This window comes from Schleiferilactobacillus perolens DSM 12744, assembly GCF_001435585.1.
GTDB lineage: Bacteria > Bacillota > Bacilli > Lactobacillales > Lactobacillaceae > Schleiferilactobacillus > Schleiferilactobacillus perolens.
Genome location: NZ_AZEC01000005.1, coordinates 242,886 through 259,911, shown reverse-complemented (window position 1 = coordinate 259,911; position 17,026 = coordinate 242,886). Strand labels below are relative to the sequence as shown.

Annotated in this window: 19 protein-coding genes; 5 read left to right on the top strand and 14 right to left on the bottom strand. The window is 47.6% G+C overall.

What is annotated here, in order from left to right:
• Nucleotides 1–19: 19 nt before the first annotated feature.
• Nucleotides 20–196: a 30S ribosomal protein S21 gene (gene rpsU, locus FD09_RS07995; RefSeq protein WP_057820123.1), complete on the bottom strand. Its 177-nt coding sequence runs from the start codon at nucleotides 194–196 to the stop codon at nucleotides 20–22.
• Between the two features lie 226 nt (nucleotides 197–422).
• On the opposite strand from rpsU, the gene FD09_RS07990 reads away from it, so the two are divergent.
• Nucleotides 423–1,259 (top strand): pyruvate, water dikinase regulatory protein, encoded by an 837-nt coding sequence (locus FD09_RS07990; protein ID WP_057820122.1) that lies wholly within the window; start codon nucleotides 423–425, stop codon nucleotides 1,257–1,259.
• A gap of 119 nt (nucleotides 1,260–1,378) precedes the next feature.
• Here the strand turns inward: FD09_RS07990 and FD09_RS07985 are convergent, their stop codons facing one another.
• The 6 genes from FD09_RS07985 to hisS all read right to left on the bottom strand — a co-directional run bounded on the left by FD09_RS07985 (nucleotide 1,379) and on the right by hisS (nucleotide 7,526).
• A complete protein-coding gene (locus FD09_RS07985) occupies nucleotides 1,379–2,296 on the bottom strand; it encodes a deoxyribonuclease IV (protein WP_057820120.1) in 918 nt (305 codons plus the stop codon).
• A 7-nt stretch (nucleotides 2,297–2,303) separates the two neighbouring features.
• Entirely contained in the window at nucleotides 2,304–3,182 is an 879-nt protein-coding gene (locus tag FD09_RS07980; protein WP_057820118.1) for a YitT family protein, read from the bottom strand.
• A gap of 186 nt (nucleotides 3,183–3,368) precedes the next feature.
• Complete coding sequence (gene msrA, locus FD09_RS07975) at nucleotides 3,369–3,890, bottom strand: peptide-methionine (S)-S-oxide reductase MsrA (RefSeq protein ID WP_057820116.1); 522 nt, start codon at nucleotides 3,888–3,890, stop codon at nucleotides 3,369–3,371.
• 5 nt (nucleotides 3,891–3,895) lie between these two features.
• Nucleotides 3,896–4,336, bottom strand: coding sequence for a peptide-methionine (R)-S-oxide reductase MsrB (gene msrB, locus FD09_RS07970; RefSeq protein WP_057820114.1), 441 nt, complete (start codon nucleotides 4,334–4,336; stop codon nucleotides 3,896–3,898).
• Between the two features lie 128 nt (nucleotides 4,337–4,464).
• Nucleotides 4,465–6,228 carry an aspartate--tRNA ligase gene (gene aspS, locus FD09_RS07965; protein WP_057820112.1) on the bottom strand — a complete coding sequence of 588 codons (1,764 nt, stop codon included), beginning with the start codon at nucleotides 6,226–6,228 and terminating at the stop codon, nucleotides 4,465–4,467.
• A complete protein-coding gene (gene hisS / locus FD09_RS07960) occupies nucleotides 6,225–7,526 on the bottom strand; it encodes a histidine--tRNA ligase (RefSeq protein ID WP_057820110.1) in 1,302 nt (433 codons plus the stop codon). The genes aspS and hisS overlap by 4 nt, the downstream gene beginning before the upstream one ends.
• Before the next feature lie 398 nt (nucleotides 7,527–7,924).
• Here hisS and FD09_RS07955 point away from each other — a divergent pair, with 398 nt between their 5' ends.
• Nucleotides 7,925–9,256, top strand: coding sequence for an N-acetylmuramoyl-L-alanine amidase family protein (locus tag FD09_RS07955; RefSeq protein ID WP_057820108.1), 1,332 nt, complete (start codon nucleotides 7,925–7,927; stop codon nucleotides 9,254–9,256).
• A 91-nt stretch (nucleotides 9,257–9,347) separates the two neighbouring features.
• On the opposite strand, the gene FD09_RS07950 is transcribed toward FD09_RS07955, so the two are convergent.
• The 6 genes from FD09_RS07950 to FD09_RS07925 form a co-directional block, all read right to left on the bottom strand.
• Entirely contained in the window at nucleotides 9,348–10,019 is a 672-nt protein-coding gene (locus FD09_RS07950) for an HAD-IA family hydrolase (RefSeq protein ID WP_235812238.1), read from the bottom strand.
• Between the two features lie 2 nt (nucleotides 10,020–10,021).
• The gene (gene dtd / locus FD09_RS07945; protein WP_057820105.1) at nucleotides 10,022–10,474 is read right to left on the bottom strand and encodes a D-aminoacyl-tRNA deacylase; all 453 of its coding nucleotides are present in this window, start codon (nucleotides 10,472–10,474) and stop codon (nucleotides 10,022–10,024) included.
• A 9-nt stretch (nucleotides 10,475–10,483) separates the two neighbouring features.
• Nucleotides 10,484–12,718: a RelA/SpoT family protein gene (locus FD09_RS07940; RefSeq protein ID WP_057820103.1), complete on the bottom strand. Its 2,235-nt coding sequence runs from the start codon at nucleotides 12,716–12,718 to the stop codon at nucleotides 10,484–10,486.
• Between the two features lie 158 nt (nucleotides 12,719–12,876).
• Nucleotides 12,877–13,212 carry a hypothetical protein gene (locus tag FD09_RS07935; RefSeq protein WP_157053721.1) on the bottom strand — a complete coding sequence of 112 codons (336 nt, stop codon included), beginning with the start codon at nucleotides 13,210–13,212 and terminating at the stop codon, nucleotides 12,877–12,879.
• A 260-nt stretch (nucleotides 13,213–13,472) separates the two neighbouring features.
• Nucleotides 13,473–14,423: a 50S ribosomal protein L11 methyltransferase gene (gene prmA / locus FD09_RS07930; protein WP_057820099.1), complete on the bottom strand. Its 951-nt coding sequence runs from the start codon at nucleotides 14,421–14,423 to the stop codon at nucleotides 13,473–13,475.
• 7 nt (nucleotides 14,424–14,430) lie between these two features.
• Entirely contained in the window at nucleotides 14,431–14,817 is a 387-nt protein-coding gene (locus FD09_RS07925; RefSeq protein WP_057820097.1) for a hypothetical protein, read from the bottom strand.
• Nucleotides 14,818–15,061: 244 nt separating this feature from the next.
• On the opposite strand from FD09_RS07925, the gene FD09_RS07920 reads away from it, so the two are divergent.
• The gene (locus FD09_RS07920) at nucleotides 15,062–15,502 is read left to right on the top strand and encodes a hypothetical protein (protein ID WP_057820095.1); all 441 of its coding nucleotides are present in this window, start codon (nucleotides 15,062–15,064) and stop codon (nucleotides 15,500–15,502) included.
• Nucleotides 15,503–15,782: 280 nt separating this feature from the next.
• On the opposite strand, the gene FD09_RS07915 is transcribed toward FD09_RS07920, so the two are convergent.
• Nucleotides 15,783–15,971 (bottom strand): hypothetical protein, encoded by a 189-nt coding sequence (locus FD09_RS07915; RefSeq protein WP_057820093.1) that lies wholly within the window; start codon nucleotides 15,969–15,971, stop codon nucleotides 15,783–15,785.
• A 93-nt stretch (nucleotides 15,972–16,064) separates the two neighbouring features.
• On the opposite strand from FD09_RS07915, the gene ybaK reads away from it, so the two are divergent.
• On the top strand, nucleotides 16,065–16,571 hold the full coding sequence (gene ybaK, locus FD09_RS07910; RefSeq protein WP_415649330.1) for a Cys-tRNA(Pro) deacylase: 507 nt from the start codon (nucleotides 16,065–16,067) through the stop codon (nucleotides 16,569–16,571).
• A 106-nt stretch (nucleotides 16,572–16,677) separates the two neighbouring features.
• Nucleotides 16,678–16,989 (top strand): DUF960 domain-containing protein, encoded by a 312-nt coding sequence (locus tag FD09_RS07905; RefSeq protein ID WP_057820091.1) that lies wholly within the window; start codon nucleotides 16,678–16,680, stop codon nucleotides 16,987–16,989.
• Nucleotides 16,990–17,026: the final 37 nt, after the last annotated feature.

The following is a 17,026-nucleotide window of genomic DNA, read 5'->3' as shown; positions in this document are numbered from 1 at the left end:
TTTCGGACTCCTATCGCGACTAGTACTTCTTACGCTTTCTCGCTTCTTCGGATTTAAGCTTCCGCTTCACACTTGGTTTTTCGTAGAATTCGCGTTTACGGTACTCACGCAACGTCCCACTCTTGGATACGGAACGCTTGAAACGCCGCAGTGCATCGTCGAGAGATTCGTTTTTGCGAACGACTGTCTTTGCCATTTGACATCCCTCCCTCCGCGATAAGTGTAACTGTCGCCAGATGTACACATGACAAACAATTCCTTTTCATTATACAGAACATTATTTTAGAGCGCAATTAATCTTGCGAATTAATTGGAAAAAGTTTTCTTCCATCGATACCACCGGGATTCCAGGAATGTCGTTTTTCTAGAAAGTCCAAAATTATGGTAGAATTAAGAAAAATGAGAGAAGCGGAGAAATCGTAATGACCGAAACAAAGAAGCTTAACCTGTACGTGTTGTCCGACTCCATTGGGGAGACCTCTTTTAAGCTGGCCCAAGCGGTAATGGCCCAATTTCCCAATGTGGAAACTACCTACAATCGTTACCCCTTTATCCGTAACGAAAAACAAATCAACGAAGTCGTCCAACGGGCCCATGATGAAGGCGGACTGGTAATTCATACATTGGCCACCAAGGGGTTAGCCGCTCTGGTGCACCAAGCCTGTGTGATCGCTCATGTCCCCGATTTTGACCTCATGACTCCGGTGATTCAGGAAGTCACGAAGCAAACCGGCGAGATGCCGACATACGAAGCCGGTGCTATTCATCACTTGAATGAGAAATATTTCGACCGAATTTCAGCTATGGAATTCGCCGTATTGTATGACGATGGGAAAGATCCCAAGGGCTTTTTAGAAGCCGACGTGGTCCTGTTAGGCCCCTCCCGGACTTCAAAAACACCGTTATCACTGTTTCTCGCTGGTCGTAACTTAAAAGTAGCTAATTTACCACTGGTGCCGCAGGCTCATATTCCCGAAGAATTATGGAAAGTTGATCGCAAGAAGATCATCGGTTTGACCAACGATGTTGAAGTCTTGAACAACATTCGGCGAGAAAGAATGATCGCTTACGGCTTAAACCCAGATACGACTTATTCGAATGTCGATGAGATTCGCAATGAGCTGAAATTTGCTCATGATCTGTACGAGAAACTCGGCTGCATGGTCATCAACGTCGCCCAGCGTTCTATTGAAGAAACAGCGACTCTAATTTTGGAGCATTTAGGCTTGGATGATTATCGTCCGAATGCGATGAAGTAAACAGAAAAGGCTGGAAGTAATTCAACGCCTGACGAGTACACTGCCACCGGAAATTGCGCAGTTTTGGCACAGCTCATCAGGCAGAATTATGTCCGGCCTTTTTTATACTCTCAAAACATCTACTTAGGCAATCTACCTTCCGTCGCTTCAATCTTCTTTAACAAATCTGGATCGAACTGACCACTGCGCAGCATCTGAATTTCATAGGCATACGGTGGATACTGATGCTTCTTGTCCGGCCCGACGAATGGTGTCTCCATGATTTTGGGGACATTTTTCAGTTGTGGGTGGGAATATACGTGGTACAGTGCATCAAACCCAATGGTGCCAAAACCGATGTTAGCGTGGCGGTCTTTATGACTGCCTTGGGGATTCTTGGAGTCATTCAAATGAATCATTTGCAAACGATCCAGCCCAATAATGTGATCAAACTGGTTCAACACACCATCAAAATCGTGGCTGATATCATAACCGGCATCGCTGGTATGACAGGTGTCAAACGTGACACTCACTTTGTCGTTGTTTTGAATCCCATCAATAATCGTCGCCAATTGCTCGAAGGTGATACCGACCTCAGTGCCCTTGCCCGCCATGGTTTCAATAGCAATGTGGGCATGTTGGGTTGGACTGATGACTTCATTGAGTCCCTTAATAATCTGCTGCAGCGCAGCGGCAGGGGTATCTTTCAAGTGTGCTCCGGGATGCAGTGCAATCTGGGTTGCCCCCAACGCATCGGCGCGGGCCACTTCTTCTTTTAAGAATTGCACCCCAAACGTGTAGTTCTCCGGTTTAGCAGTATTACCCAAATTGACAATATACGGCGCATGCACCACCACATCGTCGATCCCGCTTTGGTCCAACAATTGCTGAGCCGCCGGAATCTCAAATTCAGAAATAGGTTTGCGGCGAGTGTTTTGTGGCGCACCCGTGAATACCATCAACGCATCCGCAGCATAATCCACCGCTGTCTGGACGGAACCGGCGAACATTTCTTTACCGCGTAAAGGCACATGCGCGCCTAAATGATCATGTTTCATAATTAATTTACTCCCTCTTCGGTTCATAATAATGGCCCAAAATCCGGACGGTCGGTGTGACAGACACAAAGGCATGGGGATCACTCTCGTACATCACTTGGGTTAAATCATGCAGTTCGTACTGAGAAATAACAGTTAACAAAACCGTCTTTTCTTCGTGCCGATATGCCCCTTCTGCGTCGTGCATGATCGTAATTCCGCGCCGCATTTGTTCTTGAATACCGGCAATGACAGTCCGTGGGTGGTTGGTCACAATAATGACCTGCAACCGTTGGTCCTGTGTATAAATCATATCAATGACCCGGCCGTTAATAAAGATCCCCAAGGCACTGTAGAGGGCATGGGGCCAGCTGTATACAAACCCAGACAGCAAAATAATAATGGCGTTGAACGCAATGTTAATCGACCCCACCGATTTGCCGGTTTTTTTCCGCAGCACGATCCCTAAAATATCCAATCCACCGGTGGAAATACCGCTGCGCAATGCAAAGCCGGTACCAGCCCCGTTAAATAATGCCCCGAAAATGGCACATAAAATTGGGTCGACGGTGAGTTTCCGGATCGGCGAAAAATGTAATAACAAAGAGGACAATACGACCGCCAAAATAGTAAACATGGTGAATCGATGTCCAATCTTACGCCAAGCCAAAACAAATAACGGGACGTTGAGGGCCACTAACCAAAAAGGGGTCCCCAAATAACTAATCCCCAAACGGGTCACAATGGTATTCATCAGCTGGGCAAAGCCGGTGATTCCAGAAGCGTAAATACCACCGGGCTCCCAGAAGAAATTCAAGGCCATCGAGACGGCGACCGCGTATAACAGTGCTGCTGAAACACGCGTTAAACTGCGGTACCGCCGAGCAACTTTTTCTAGATTATCCATGCGTGAATTATTCGTCCCTTTTCCCATTTTCTGTCGAATACGTGCATTCATTTTAACATATTCGCCCACTTCTGCACGATAGAAACACTGCGCCCGCTGGCAGGACGATTATTCGCGAAAAAAATAACAAGGGCAAGAATTCAGTAACGAGTTCTTGCCCTTGTTATCAGTTTAGATCAGAGGTTCCTAACGACCCCAAAACTTCTTTTGGTAATCGGCGCGGCCGCCTTCCTCTTCCATCGCATACCGTTCTGGATTCTTTTTGTAGAAATCCTGATGGTAGTCTTCTGCAGCATAAAAGGGTTGGGCTGATTCAATCTGGGTCACGATGGGTTTGGTGAATTTACCACTGGCTGCCAATTGTGCCTTTGACTTTTCAGCAATTTGCCGCTGTTTTTCAGAATTGACGAAAATCACTGGCCGGTAATTGTCCCCGCGATCTTGGAACTGCCCCATTGCATCAGTGGGATCAGCAACTTGCCAGTAAATGTCAACCAACTGAGCATAACTCAACTGGTCCGGATCAAAAGTAATCTTAACGGCCTCGGTATGTCCGGTAGTACCGCTGGACACTTGTGCATACGTGGGATTGGCCACGTGCCCGCCAGTATACCCTGAGACGACAGATTTAACCCCTGGATATTGATCAAACGGTTGGACCATACACCAGAAACAACCGCCTGCGAATATTGCTGTCTGTTCTGCCATTACCGTCATCCCTTCTGAGAAAATAATTCTTGATACTGTCCATATCCTTCTTTGGCCAGATCGGCTACTGGAATAAACCGTAAAGCCGCAGAATTGATGCAATAGCGCAGACCACCTTGCGCAGCCGGACCATCCGTAAACACGTGACCAAGATGCGAGCCAGCGTCATTGCTGCGTACCTCGGTCCGCATCATCCCGTGACTGGTATCCAAATGAGTATGCAGCTTCTGAATCGGCTTGGTAAAAGAAGGCCAACCGCAACCTGCATCATATTTATCTAAAGAAGAAAACAATGGTTCACCACTCACTACATCCACATAAATCCCGGCCTGATAAAAGTCGTCGTATTGACCACTGAAGGGCCGCTCTGTGGCTGCGTGCTGTGTTACCTCAAAGGCGAGAGGCGAAAGTTTTGCCCGCAAGTCATTATCATCCCGTGCTGTCATGAGACGCCACCTTTCAAAAAGCTCAAAATCCAATAAAGCAAAGTGGAAAACGAAACAGTCAGTTCCCACTGCGTAGTATACGCATTTTGACGAGTGATGTCATTGGTTTTGCACAATTAGTTTGTGCCCTACTTCTTCTTTTCGACCTCAATACCGAGTTCATCCAGTTGTTCCCCAGTTACAGGTTGCGGTGCGCTGGTCATTGGATCGGTAGACTTAGAATTCTTCGGGAAGGCAATCACGTCACGAATATTATTGCGGTGTGAAAGCAGCATGGCAAAGCGATCCAACCCGATGGCCAAGCCGCCCATTGGCGGGAAGCCGTATTCCATGGCATCCAGCAAGAAGCCAAATTGGGCATAAGCTCGTTCCTTAGTGAAGTTCAATGCTTTCAGCATCTTCCATTGAATATCCTTATCGTGGATACGAATCGAGCCGCCGCCCAACTCATACCCATTTAACACAATGTCGTAACTTTGCGCATGCGCCTTGTATGGATCGGTATCGAGCAATGGAATATCCTCCTCATTGGGCATGGTGAACGGGTGGTGCGCCGGAACCCAACGTTTGTCGCCCTCATCGTATTCAAATAACGGCCAATCAACAATCCACAAAAACGCATATTCGTCTTCTGGAATGATACCCATATCCTTAGCAAAGAATGTCCGCAGGTAACCTAATGAATCAGCAACTACTTTCCGTGATGCTGCGACAAACAGAATTAAATCGCCTGCTTTAGCGGCCATTCTTTGTGCCAGTGCATCTGCCTGGTCACCTAAGAACTTGGCCACCGGACCGGTAAAACCGTCCGCAGTGACTTTAACCCAGGCTAGACCCTTGGCGCCAAAACGCTTGATGTATTCTTGCTGTTCGTCAATGTGCTTACGGGAATATTTATCCGCACCGCCAGACACATTGATGGCCTTGACCTGGCCGCCGTTAGCAATGGTGCCGGAAAAGACTTTGAATGCTGAATCTTTAAACAGGTCAGATAAATCTGTCAATTCCATGCCATAGCGAATATCTGGCTTGTCTGAGCCAAAGCGATCTTGGGCCTCTTGCCAAGTCATTCGTTGAAATGGCAGCTTGACGTCAATGCCCTTCTCATCGTGCATCACTTCGGCAATGACTCCCTCTGTGAGGGTCTGAATCTGAGTTTGATCCAGGAAGCTGGTTTCGATATCGATCTGCGTGAATTCCGGCTGACGATCGCCCCGCAAATCCTCATCCCGGAAGCACCGAGCCAACTGATAATAACGGTCAAAGCCGGCCCCCATCAGCAATTGTTTAAATAATTGGGGAGACTGTGGCAAAGCATAGAAGCTGCCTGGGTATACCCGCGACGGCACAATATAGTCACGGGCGCCTTCTGGTGTCGACTTAGTTAAATCGGGTGTTTCCATTTCGATAAAGTCGTGATCATCCAAGTAGTGATGCACTGATTTGACGATCTGAGCTCGGGTACGCAAACCCCTTTGCATTTCTGGACGCCGCAAATCCAAATAACGGTACTTCAGTTTGGTATCCTCGGTCGCATCGACACCATCAACAATATCAAAAGGCGGGGTCTTTGATTTGTTCAAAATCTCCGCTTCTGTGACTTCCACTTCGACCATGCCCGTGCGCATCTTTTTGTTGATCGCAGAATCAGCCCGTTTAGCCACCTTCCCATGAATGCGAATCACGTATTCAGACCGCATTTGTTCAGCAATAGCCAAAGCATCTGGATTAATGGCCTGACTAAAGACCAGCTGTAAAATTCCCTCGCGATCCCGTAAATCGACGAAGACCAAATTGCCTAAGTCTCGGCGTTTAGCGACCCAGCCAGCTAAATCCACTTCCTGCCCCACATATTTTTCATCAATCAGTCCTGCATAATTCGTGCGTTTCATTCCTGTTCTCCCTCTTCCACCAAATGTTGATAAATACTTTGAAAATTATTTTCTACTGTGTTGAACGGTACTTGTTGCTGTTTACCTGTGGCCATTTGTTTAATACTGGCCACTTGGTTAGCTAATTCATCTTCACCTAATGTGATCACCAATTGGGCATTTTCACGGTTGGCGGTTTTGAATTGGCCCTTGGCCTTACGCGCCATGAAGTCCATATCCACCGTAAACCCAGCGTTCCGAATGGCATGGGCCAAGCGCAACGCCTCTTCCCCGGCTTGGTCATTCAAAGACACGATATAGACATTCAAATCAGGTGCCGGTGGTAATTGCTGGGCTTGTTGAACCAAGAGAATCAGCCGTTCCAGGCCAATCCCGAAACCCACACCCGGAGTGGCAGGGCCACCGAATTGTTCCACCAAACCGTCATACCGGCCCCCGGCCAAAACGGTCAATTCTTTATTACCAAATGCTGGCGAACTGGTCATGATTTCAAAAATTGTGTGGTTATAATAATCCAGCCCGCGCACCATCGTCGGGTCCACGGTGTAGTCAATATTGAGACCGTCCAGGGCAGTCTTGACAGCCGCAAAGTGGTTTTGCGCCGCTGGCGTTAAGTAGTCAAGAATCGAAGGCGCATCTTTGACAAACACTTTATCTCGCGGATCCTTACTATCTAAGATACGCAGTGGATTCTTTTCCAAGCGAATCTGGGAATCTTCACTCAATTCGGCCCGATGCGGGGCAAAATAGTCCACCAAAGCTTGGTGATACGCATCTCTGGTTGCTGGATCACCCAATGTGTTAATCGCCAGACGTAGATCATGCACCCCGACAGCATGCAACAAATCTACCCCTAATTGGATCACTTCTGTATCCAGTAATGGCGATTCACTGCCAAATGCCTCCACCCCAATTTGGTGGAATTCTCGTTGGCGACCAGATTGGGGCCGTTCATAACGGAACATCGGGCCCATGTAATAGACACGGTACGGCTTGGGATATTCCGGACCATACAGTTTATTTTCCACGAATGCGCGGACCACACCGGCTGTACCCTCCGGCCGTAATGCCATGTGTCGATCACCCTTATCGTGAAAGTCGTACATTTCCTTGGTGACAATATCGCTTGTATCACCGGAAGAGCGGGCATATAAGTCATAACTCTCAAACATTGGAACGCGGATCTCGCCAAAACGATATCGGTCAAAAATTTGCCGGCTCTTGGTTTCCACATAATCCCACAAGCGGGATGTATCAGGCAAAACGTCTGCAGTGCCTTTCGGTTTTTGGTACTTCAAGCGGATCTTCCTTTCTGTATAAAAAGGCACACAAAACGCCCTCGTCTAAGACAAGGGCGCTTTGTGCGCGGTACCACCTTTATTTTTGTCTATGGGTAACGTTCATGCGAACGGGGTGAAAAATCACCCAGCAACGAAAACTGTCTTTTCAGTCAGTGAATTCTTTCAGCAAATGAACTCTCTCTGTGGTACCGACCTATCCTTTGTTTCCGTGTGTGCTTTTATTAATATCAAGACAAGCGTAAGGAACGGCGGGACAATTGTCAATATGGCCGACGAATTGTAAACGATATTATTTTCTGATTCAAGTTTTTCGTCAAGAACAAAGCGGGTTTGCTATAATAGGAACAGCACAGAAACAAGAATTCGGCACGAATGATTGAAAGCAGGCGGGAATATTGGCCACGTTTTGGCAAAAATGTCAGCACTTTATCAAAAAATATCCACTGATCGTCCTCTTGGTGATCGTTGTCGGCGCTGCCACTGGTGTGACGACCGCCTTAGCCAACTACCAAATGATTACCGTGCGGGCCAGTGTGTTGAACGTCCGTCAGGGGCCGGGCTTGTCATATAACGTCATGGCCCAGGTACAATCAGGACAAAAATACACGATTCTTTCCAGTCGCAATGATTGGTATCAAATTCGCCTGGACAATAATCGGATTGGTTGGGTGGCCAGCTGGCTGGTGGATAATACAGAAGTATCTCAAGCCACCAATAAAGTGGGTATCGTCACCAGCGAAGAGGCTAATATTCGCCAAACAGCGGCTACCGACGCGGGTATCGTCGCGACAGCCAAGGCTGGTGAAAAAGTAACGATCCTGTATCAAGCAGGTGGCTGGAGTCAGGTGCTGGTGAATGACTCAGTAGGATGGATGCGTAATGACACGTTGCGGACCACCAATGAAACAGCGACCACTGTCCAATCAAATGGCGGCGATGCTTCGCAAGTATCGCAAGCCTCCATTAAGACGGTCACCACAAAGCAAACGGCGTACCTGCGCAATGCCACAGACGATAATGCAGCGATTGTCGCCTCCCTTTCCGCCAACACCACCCTGACTTATCTCGATACGAGCGGCCAATGGTACCATGTGCAAACCAAAGATGGTAAAAAGGGTTATGTGCCAAGCTGGTTAGTCAGTCTATCGGCGAATGATCAACCTGCTAAAACTGCACCGACCAAGTTGTCTGAAGCGACAATTATGCTGGATCCTGGCCACGGTGGTTCCGACTCCGGGGCAATCGCCAATGATGGCAAGAGCTATGAGAAGACTTATACGTTGGCTACGGCCAAATTAGTGGCCGCACAACTGCGGGCGGCGGGAGCTAAAGTAATTATGACGCGGACTAGCGATTCCTTTGTCGATCTCAGTCCACGGGCAAAGCTGTCTAATGCGGATGGTGTGGATGCCTACATCAGTTTCCACTTTGACTCGTCCCCTTCACCCAATCAAGCCAGCGGCTTTACCGCTTACTATTACAGTACCAGCAAGGACATCCGGCTCGCCAAAACTCTCTCGGCCAGTCTCGGTAACGTGCTGCCATTGACCAATAAGGGCGTTGAGTTCGGCAATTTCCAAGTGTTGCGAGATAATACCCAACCGTCGATCTTGCTTGAATTAGGCTATATCAACAACGACAAAGATTTCTCAGATATTCGTTCCACCGCGTATCAACAGAAAATCGCCAATGGGGTCACCCAGGGACTGCTCAACTATTTCCAATAAACGCTAGCTAAAAATACAAAACACAAAGTGCCTGCCGACAGCAATCTATCGGCAGGCACTTTGTGTTTTAGGCAGACTTACATCAAATCAATCAATAGGTGCCCTCATCGGTTTCACCCTTGCCCTGATCCAGGAAATAGTTTTGAATTTGACCAAGATCGGACACCACGGCATCAGCATTGCTGCTGTCACCAAAGCCATCCACATCAAAGAAAATTGTATGCACACCGGCATTCTTACCGGCTTCCACATCGATGGGCCGATCTCCGATCATTACCGTCACCGCCGGATCTAAACCATAATGGGCAATAAAAGCATTGATCGCCTTAGGATCCGGCTTACGGGGAAAGCGATCACTAGCCGTGACGATTCCGGTGAACAATTCAGACATCCCCTCCGTGGTTAAAAATGACAGAGCAGACCGGTCGCGATGAGTCCACAGGAAGTTCGCACCATGATCACTCACCAATTGCAAAATTTCTCGAGCATGGGGATACGCAGTAGGCGTCTCTGGCTGATACTTTTTCTCCAGAACATCCATCCGTTCATGCAATGCCTGCAAATCAATATTATGCTGCTCCGCATAAGACTTCAGCACATCACCAATCGAAGTCGTCTTGATTTCTTTGTAGAGCGCGTCACTATCAGTTTTGTCACCAAATTCTTGAAGGGTTTCCTGAAGTGCCCGCAACATTGCCGGATACGTATCAAACAAAGTGCCATCAAAATCCCAAATTGCGTTGATAAAATGAAAGTCTGCCATCATTACCGTCCTTCTTCTTCTGTGTCATAAAGTATCGTCACGGGTCCATCGTTGATGAGGGAAACAGCCATATCCGCCCCAAACTCACCGGTGGCGACCGTAATGCCGGCCTGTCGCAGGCCGTCGTTGAATGATTCATAAAGCCGTTGGCCCAATTCAGGGGAAGCCGCTTGGGAAAAGCCCGGTCGATTACCATGCGCAGTATCGGCATACAGCGTGAATTGAGAGATGGAAAGAACCTGACCATTGACTGCCGCCAGATCTAAATTCATTTTACCCTGATCATCGCTAAAAACACGTAGTTTAGCCACTTTGCGTACTAAATAATCCACATCCCGTTGGGTATCAGTGGGACCGACACCCACTAAAATCATGAACCCGCGACCAATGGTGCCCACTGTCTTGTCAGCAATCGCCACGGCTGCCTCAGAGACCCGTTGCACTACAATTCTCATGCTTTCCTCCTAGCCTTGTGCCCGCTTCACTTCATAGACATCGGGCACATTCTTAATACTGCTAATCATTCGCTCCAGGTGGGCCGCATTGCTGACGCCCACTGTCACATGAATATCAGCCATCTTATTATGGTCCACGCGACCATTGATGTTATTCAAGTTCTTGGTTTGAGAATTAAGTACCTGTAACACATCGTTTAATAGTCCATTCCGATTATACCCATAAATCTCCAGATCGGCGTTATAAGACATGGACGCGTCCGACATGTCTTCCCATTCCACATCAATCAGACGTCCTGGAATGCTCCGTGCAGATTGCACGTTGGGGCAATCCGCACGGTGAATCGTCACCCCACGCCCCTTCGTGACGTAACCCACAATTTCATCACCAGGAACTGGATTACAGCATTTTGCCAAATGAATCAGCATGTTATCGACACCCTGAATCACCACGCCGTTCTCGTGCTTGATCTTCATCCGCGGCGCGTTGTCCTTGGTAGTCATGGTGGTGACTTTCTGATTGGCATCTAGAATTGCTTTTTCCCGTTCCTTCTGGGCCGCCTCTTCCTTCTCCCGCCGTGTCTTTTCAGTCAGTCGGTTGGTCACGATCAGTGCAGAGAGCTCACCGTAGCCCACCGCTGCAAACAGTTCATCTTCGGTACCAAAATTGAATTTATCCAATATGGTGCTCATCAGACTCTTATTGGCTAAGAAATCCTTCGGCACATAACCATTGTCCAACAACTGGTGTTCCAGCAGGTCATGCCCCTTTTCAATGTTATCTTCTTTGTCTTGCTGCTTGAAGAACCGGCGAATTTTGTTCCGTGCTCGGGATGTTTGCACCATGTTGACCCAGTCTTGACTGGGCTTTGCATTGGTGGCCGTCAGCATTTCGACAATGTCGCCGTTTTTGAGCTGATAATTCAACGGAACAATTTTGCCGTTGACCTTGGCCCCGATAGAATGGTTACCGACCTCAGTGTGCACCAAGTATGCAAAGTCCAGCGGCACACTGCCCTTAGGTAATTCGTACACATCTCCACGGGGTGTAAAGACGTACACCCGATCAGTGAAGATATCCCCCTTCACACTTTCCATAAACCCTTCTGCGTCATGACTCTCATCTTGGATTTCCAAGATTTCGCGGAAAATATCGAGCTTTTGGCCATTGCGATCAAGGTGCACAGGACTCTTGTCGCCCTCCTTGTATGCCCAATGGGCCGCGACCCCGAATTCAGCGACATGGTGCATCTCTTCTGTACGAATCTGCACTTCCAAAGGCTTGCCTTGGGGACCAATCACAGTCGTATGCAAAGATTGATAACCGTTGGCCTTGGGCAGTGCAATATAGTCTTTGAACCGGCCAGGCATGGGCTTCCACTTAGAGTGAATGGCCCCGAGGACAGCGTAACAATCTTTAATGGACGGGACGATCACCCGAATGGCTAGTAAATCATACAGCTCGTCAAATTGTTTGTGCTGATCCCGCATCTTTTTATAAATCGAATAAATATGCTTGGGCCGGCCGTAGATTTCATAATGTAGATTCAAATCTGCGATGGTTTTCTTAATTTCCACAATCGCATTTTGAATATACTTCTCCCGTTCCCCCCGCTTTGAGTTCATCAGGTGAACAATGCGGTAATACTGCTGGGGATTGAGATAGTGCAGTGAACTGTCTTCTAGTTCCCATTTCACCCGAGAAATACCTAGTCGATCAGCTAATGGTGCATAAATTTCCAATGTTTCATTAGCGATTCGCCGTTGCTTATCTGGGCGTAAATGTTTCAATGTGCGCATATTATGCAACCGGTCAGCCAGCTTAACCATGATCACCCGAAGATCCTTGGCCATTGCCAAAAGCATCTTGCGGTGATTTTCTGCTAACTGTTCTTGATGAGAAAGATATTTGATTTTGCCTAACTTGGTGACGCCATCCACAATGATGGCGACATCGTGACCAAACAGCTCTTCCACATCACCGAGGGTCACATTAGTGTCTTCAACGACATCATGCAAAAAACCCGACGCGACGGTTTCGGGATCCATCTTTAACTCTGCCAGAATACCCGCGACTTGAATGGGATGGATAATGTACGGTTCACCTGATTGGCGCTTTTGCTCTTTATGGACATAAGCCGCAAATTCATAAGCTTTTTTAACCATCGCCAAATGGTCATCATTCATATATTCATGACAAATTGCAAAGACATCATCAGCGGTAAATTCACGCTCTTTGGGCATGTGTCAAAACCCCTTTCTGAATCGGCCGGCCATCTGGCAGCAGCCAATTCAACACCTCAATGTGAAGAAAAGCACCCATCCGGAGACGCGTGCCATCCATTCCCTATATTTTGCCAGAAAAATGATAAAACTACAAGAATTTAACAGAACGGAAATTGTTAAGAGACTTGTTTACTGGTTTGCCCCCAGCCTAAGCCCCAAAATCCGAGACAAAGGTAGATCGCACAAAACCAATAGTTGTAATCGGCATACCGCCATAATACTAACAGTGCGAAAATCGCCGCCGGGACGAGGATCCACCAGCCGCTCGCCCGGGTGTGTTGAAGATAAATGCCGCCCAAGAAAGCAAAAAGACTGTTGAGCAGTATAAAGAGCCACCAGATGCGTTGCACCGTGGCAATGTGTAAAACCGAAAAGAGCAGTGGTAATAAACCGACGATGACGATCGCGGCAAGTACAAAACGGCACCAGGGACGGGCCCATAACTTTTTCAAAAATCCCAATATTCACGCATCCATCCATTTACATTTAACATGGCAATATCATAGCATAATCAGTTCCACTGGAAAAGCTTGCACAGAGGGCGGAGCGCCCCGGCTAGGCCCCGACCGCTAAGAACAGCCTGGGCATAAATCCCCCGGTCTTGGGGATTTTGACCAGGATGGGCTTAGCGCGAGGGGCCTGGGGCGCGCAGCCCGTTTAATAAAACTAAAAGCGGAGCCCCTGGTCGGCGCAGCCCGTTTATCAGAGGACGTTACTGCAGCTCGCTTTCCCGCTTGGCGACGACGCCAAACCACTCCTGATCAGTTAACACCTGAGTCACCGCAAAACCAGACGCTTTCAAAGATTGCGCGATGACATCCATTTTATCTTTGTAAATACCGGCCAGAATCACTGCGCCATTGGCCGCTAAATGTGCGTCTAGCTGGGGAATTAAGGGGACAAGCACTTCTGTCAAGATATTAGCCAATATGATATCAGCTCGACCGGCAAAATCAGCCAATAAGTTGGCCGTCTGCAGCTGAACTTTTGCCGCAGCTGGATTGAGCTGAATATTTTTTCTCGCCACGGCTAGAGCACGTTCATCCACATCCGTGCCGGTGATTTTGACCGCACCCATTTCGGCGGCGGCAATACTCAAGATGCCTGATCCAGTGCCCACGTCGATGACTGTCTCGCCACCACGCAATGTTTGTTCCAATAACGCTAAGGCGATCTGAGTGGTCGGATGCGTGCCGGTACCGAATGCTTCTCCGGGATTCATACGAATAATATGTTCATCTTGACCGGGTTTATACTGTGTCCATTCAGGCACCACGGTCAAAAACCGGGTGACCCGAACCGGATGATAATATTGCCGCCAATTCACCGACCAATCTTCATCCGCTATGACGGCTGTGTCCACGATCCCCGCAGCATCCGGTGAAAATCCGGCAGCGGGTAATTGCGTGACTTGTTGGCGAATTTTAGCGACCAGTGCCACGTTGTTTGAATTCACCGGATAATAAGCTGTGACTGCCGCACCAGTATGCCGGTGGGGAATGTCTTGCCAATCATATATTTGGTCTTTGAACCGGGCTTTGATATGCGTGGTATCGGCCGCGTCAGCCACTTCCACGCCGTTCGCGCCATTTGCCAGCAAAATCTCGCTCACGGCGGCCACCGCCTCTGTTGTTGTTTCCACTGTCACTTTAAACCAGTTCATCGTTCTTTTATCCCTTTCTCTGTGCCACCGCAGCATCGTAGGTCAACCCCAGCGTGATATCAAACACGTGCTCTGGGTATGTGTGGATCTCGATTCCTAATTGCTGTACCGGCGCGATCATAATCGGCGCCATCTTTACCAACTCTAATTTGTCGCCAACCATGATTAAAGCGTAAATCGTCCGAGCAAGTTGCTGAACTTGGCCAGGAATCAATGGCGCTGGCGGTGTGAAACAAATCGTCGCACTCACCATATCCGCTGTATCCCCATCAATATGCAACCGCTGTACCGGCATCCCCAAAAGTGTGCGGTGCGAATGGACCTGCGTTAAAAAATGTGCGATACGTCGTGGTGGAAATGACGCTTTGATAATAAATAAATGCCAAGTCACCATCCCTGCTCGCCTCCCATCCTGACATTTCTCCTGCCTCTATTATGGCACAGCCCCTCCCTGCGATGCAGGTAAAATCCGTTTGGATCACTTTTTACAACAGGTCAACATAATAAAAAAACGACTGTTCTTCTAAAATAAGTAAAAACTTATGTTGACCATTAGTACATCCAATGGTACGATGTTTTTGAGAAATATTTTTCCTTGTTGCCTGTCACTCTGGACGAAAAGAAATAGGTGAATAGTCATGAGAGAAAAGATGAAGGAAACCCGTTTTGAGAAAGAATACGCCCTGACCCTCAACAAGATTCTGGCCCGCTTCACGATGTTCGATGATGTCTTTGGAGAATATAAACGGACAGTCCAAAAAATAACCCGCGGTCGTTGCTTGGCCTCTGAGAACTTGAAAGACCTCGCTGGCTATTGGCATCAGAACTGCGAACAGTTCCACCTTTTCTTGGAGCGAATCGGCACAACTCCTGCCCCAGCCGAATTTATGAAACTGCACCGCACCTTGCTGGCCGAAATGCGTAACTACTATAACGAGGTATGCACTGCCCAACAAGCCATTAACTGGATGCAAAATTCGTGTTGCCAAACCACTCTGCAATCAGCATTCTCAGAACTCACAGAAGTTAAAGAACGGATTGATGAAACTTTAGAAGGAATTAACGGTGTCGCGATGTAGTCTCGATCCTCATGAAGTCATTATTCCATTACAACACGGGACCTCAGTGGCCACTCAAAAACCGCAGAAGCACTCTATTTTTTAGGGTGTTTCTGCGGTTTTGCATAACAGTTGACACTGAATGAACAACGGTGTTATTATTCATTTGAACAAAGGAGGTGATGTCTTTTGACTAACGGAAGTAGTCTTAAGACATCAGCTCTGGAGTTAAATGCCTAATCGCATTTAGACTTCAGGTCTGATGTCGCAAAAATGGAGCTGCCAAAACTAAGGCAGCTCCTTATTTTTTGTCTGGCGATATTTTATTGTCTTTCTTTTTACCGTTATAATGTCGTTGGAGACGTGCAAAAGCTTTTTGTACTTCTTGCATGTGCTCCGGATCTTCCCGCACCTGATGCATGAGACTGCTAAAATCATGGGAAGCGACGCCGTCTTCGTTATCTTTTTTACGAAAATTAAACCACCGCATGTTCCTCACCCGTTTCGTGCACCATTATATCAGCATTGCCATGCATGTGAAATATGCAGGTCGAGCAATTACCAAAAAGAAAGGAAGACACTCTTGAGCAAAAAAAAACACGGCGAGAATAAAACACTTGTTGAAAAAATGTTGGATAAGGCCCACATCAGTTATGTGCCTTATACCTTCCCGACCCATCAAGAAGGTGATGTCCAACAAATTACCACGAGCGCTGTCTCTATTGACCCCCATTTAGTTTATAAAACCATTGCACTGGCGGGTAATAAAACTGGTCCCGTGATCGGCGTGGTCCCGGTGGATGAACGAATCAATTTGAAAAAAATCGCGAAGGCCTCGGGCAACAAGAAAGTAGAATTACTACCTTTGAAAGACTTGGAAAAAACGACCGGTTATGAGCACGGTGCCAATACCCCCATCGGTATTCATGAAACTCATCCCTACCCGATTTACATTGATACCAAAGCCCAAAACTTCGATCAAATTATCGTAAGCGCCGGTAAAGTGGGCCGCTCGGTGGGGATTAAGCCGGATATATTAGCCGCGTTCGTGAATGGCACCTTCGCCGATATCGGCGAAGCAGACGACTGACCAGTGATCATTGATATTGACCAAAACAGTCAGGAAAATTGCATTTTTGACCTGTCTAGTCCAAAATAAAAATATACAACATCGTTGATGGAAAGAGATGGTGACCATGTTTAACACAAATCGTGGACGTTACGCCACTTTTGGTGTGGTGTCTGCCGTTCCAGGAACAATCATTGATGAAATCTGGCGGATCATTGATCGGAATTTGCAGGGTGTGCTGCCGTTAACCAATGTGTTGAATTTTGCCTTCAGTAATCGTGCCGGCAAACTGACGATCACATTTTCCGAAGACGACACTGATGTGACGATTGGATTTGATACGCCTTACGCGTTTTCCAGTCAATTGCCTAAAACAGTCGTGGCTTATGACGATGGACGCAGTCAAACGATTATTTTACCGTCAGAGATTGAACAATAAGCCATTGGCCTACTCGTAACCCTTATAAAAACTTGAG